2 pseudogenes are annotated in these 1,974 nt (G+C 52.0%); both read left to right on the top strand.

The window, feature by feature from the left end:
• Nucleotides 1-515 (top strand): annotated as a pseudogene (locus LG31_RS0107795) (type VI secretion system tip protein VgrG); the annotation flags it as partial.
• Between the two features lie 9 nt (nt 516-524).
• A pseudogene (locus LG31_RS0107790) lies at nt 525-1,974 on the top strand (hypothetical protein); the annotation flags it as partial.

The following is a 1,974-nucleotide window of genomic DNA, read 5'->3' as shown; positions in this document are numbered from 1 at the left end:
AGCATCGGGATATCGACAATGAGCGGATCACTCGCATCAGAAAGGTGCCGGGCAAGGATGGTGCTCCGCCCAGCCTCGGTAATGACCACCTGACAGTCGAAGGCGAAAAATGCGACCACATCAAGGCGGACTATTCACTGACGGTGGATACCTCCCTGCACCAGAAGCTGGGTCAATCCCTCTTGGTGGAAGCGGGTGAAGAGGTGCATATCAAGGTGGGTGACAAGCTGGTGCTGGAGGCGGGCTCCGAGATCACCCTCAAGGGGGGGGGCAGCTTTGTGAAAGTTGACCCGAGCGGCATCAAGCTGGTCGGCCCTGCCATCAAGCTCAATGCCGGCGGCAGCCCGGGAGCAGGCTCTGGCTGGGCTGGTCAGGCTCCCGTTACTCCCAAAGGGGTCGAGGTGGTCAAAGCACCGGAACTGGTTGAACTGGTCAAGGCGATTGCCACCGAGAAGGCTATGGAGGCGCTCTTGAAAGAAGAGAAGCCCGCTGCGTTCTATCTCTTTTCTGAATAAGGAGAAAGCATGAAGTTTGCATTTCCCATCCTCACTGCCACAGGGGAAGAGTTCAAGGATGCCAAAGCGCTGACTGCACTTATTAATGGCGAAAAGTCCGGTCATTATCTCCTTGGCAATCACAACATGTGGCATGGTGGTATTCATATCAGCGATCAGAGCGCCCCCTGGTGCAAGGATAAATATCCTGTCCGAGCCATTGCTGACGGCAAAGTCGTGGCTTTTCGGATGATGAAGGATTATCTGACCTCTGAATTTCAGGGGGAGTCACTACGTTATTCCAACTGCTTCTGCCTAGTCCAACACGAATATTGTGAAATCAATGCAGAAACAAAAGCTAAAAACGAGTTCACCTTTTATTCGCTCTATATGCACCTGTTGCCTTGGGATAAGTACCAAAGTACCGAGAAGCTGGTGTTGAAAAAGGGTTGGAATGCTCGCAACTCAGTTCCCCATACGAATCCTGATGCAGAGCAGCAGCGTGCCGATGCTGCCTTGCCCCGTTTCACTTTGCCTAAGGATACCGAACTGGAGATGGATAGCAGCATTCCCCCCAAAAAGGGGAGTGTTGGGGGCAAGGAGTATGATTTCATCAAGGTAAAGATCAAGAGCGAGCTGTCCAATGCCCAGATAAAAGAGGCTGAAAAGGCTGGCGTATTGGTCAGTGAAGGGAGTTCAGTCTGGATCGCCAATAGCCCGGATGCCGTGACCTTTATCAAACCCAATGTTCCAAACTGGCTATTTGACCAAATAGAAGCTGAGCTGCTGACTAATATGATTGGTCGTTCGGATCCTGTTCTCAATGGGCCTACAGGTCGTCTAATGGCGGGAGACAAAAGTGTTTCTCTGCCTGCCGGCACCAAGTTGCAGTATGATGCCCACCACCTCGAGTTTCATTGGATCGGTGACAAGGCACGCAAGATGGCCAGATGCGAATATGTGACACCACGTGCAGATGGTGCTGTGGGTAGTTGCGGCATGGTTTGGGTGTGCGTCGAAGATGAATTTATCAAGGTCAATACCCGTACACCCTCCCATCTCGGCGAATTATATGTGTTGCCATCTCCCGTGCCGATCGCGGCGGGTGAGACCATTGGCTACCTCGGTCTGGTGGAAACGCCGGGCTCCCTGACTGGGGGCAAGCAAAGCAAGCATCAGGTACATCTTGAGGTGTTCACCCAGGATCCCCGTCTGGACGATGTTCTAGCCAACAAGGCGGAAACGAAAGGTGGCGCTACCTATGCTAAAGTACCTGCCGATTTGATCCTTCATGAGAAGAAGAGTGAGGGAGGTAAATCCAAGTGGGTGGCAACCAAGGATAAAAGTCAGGAAGTGCTGGTTGAATCACCCAAGCAGGAAAAGGATGAAGCCAAGCAGGAGTGGGTCTGCGTTTCAGCAGATAAATATGTCAAGAAAGAGCAAGTTGAGTTATTGAGTCAACATGACTGGCTGAAGATCG

It is taken from the genome of Aeromonas lacus, assembly GCF_000764665.1.
GTDB classification, from domain to species: Bacteria; Pseudomonadota; Gammaproteobacteria; order Enterobacterales; family Aeromonadaceae; genus Aeromonas; species Aeromonas lacus.
This window is presented reverse-complemented; position numbering and strand designations above follow the sequence as displayed.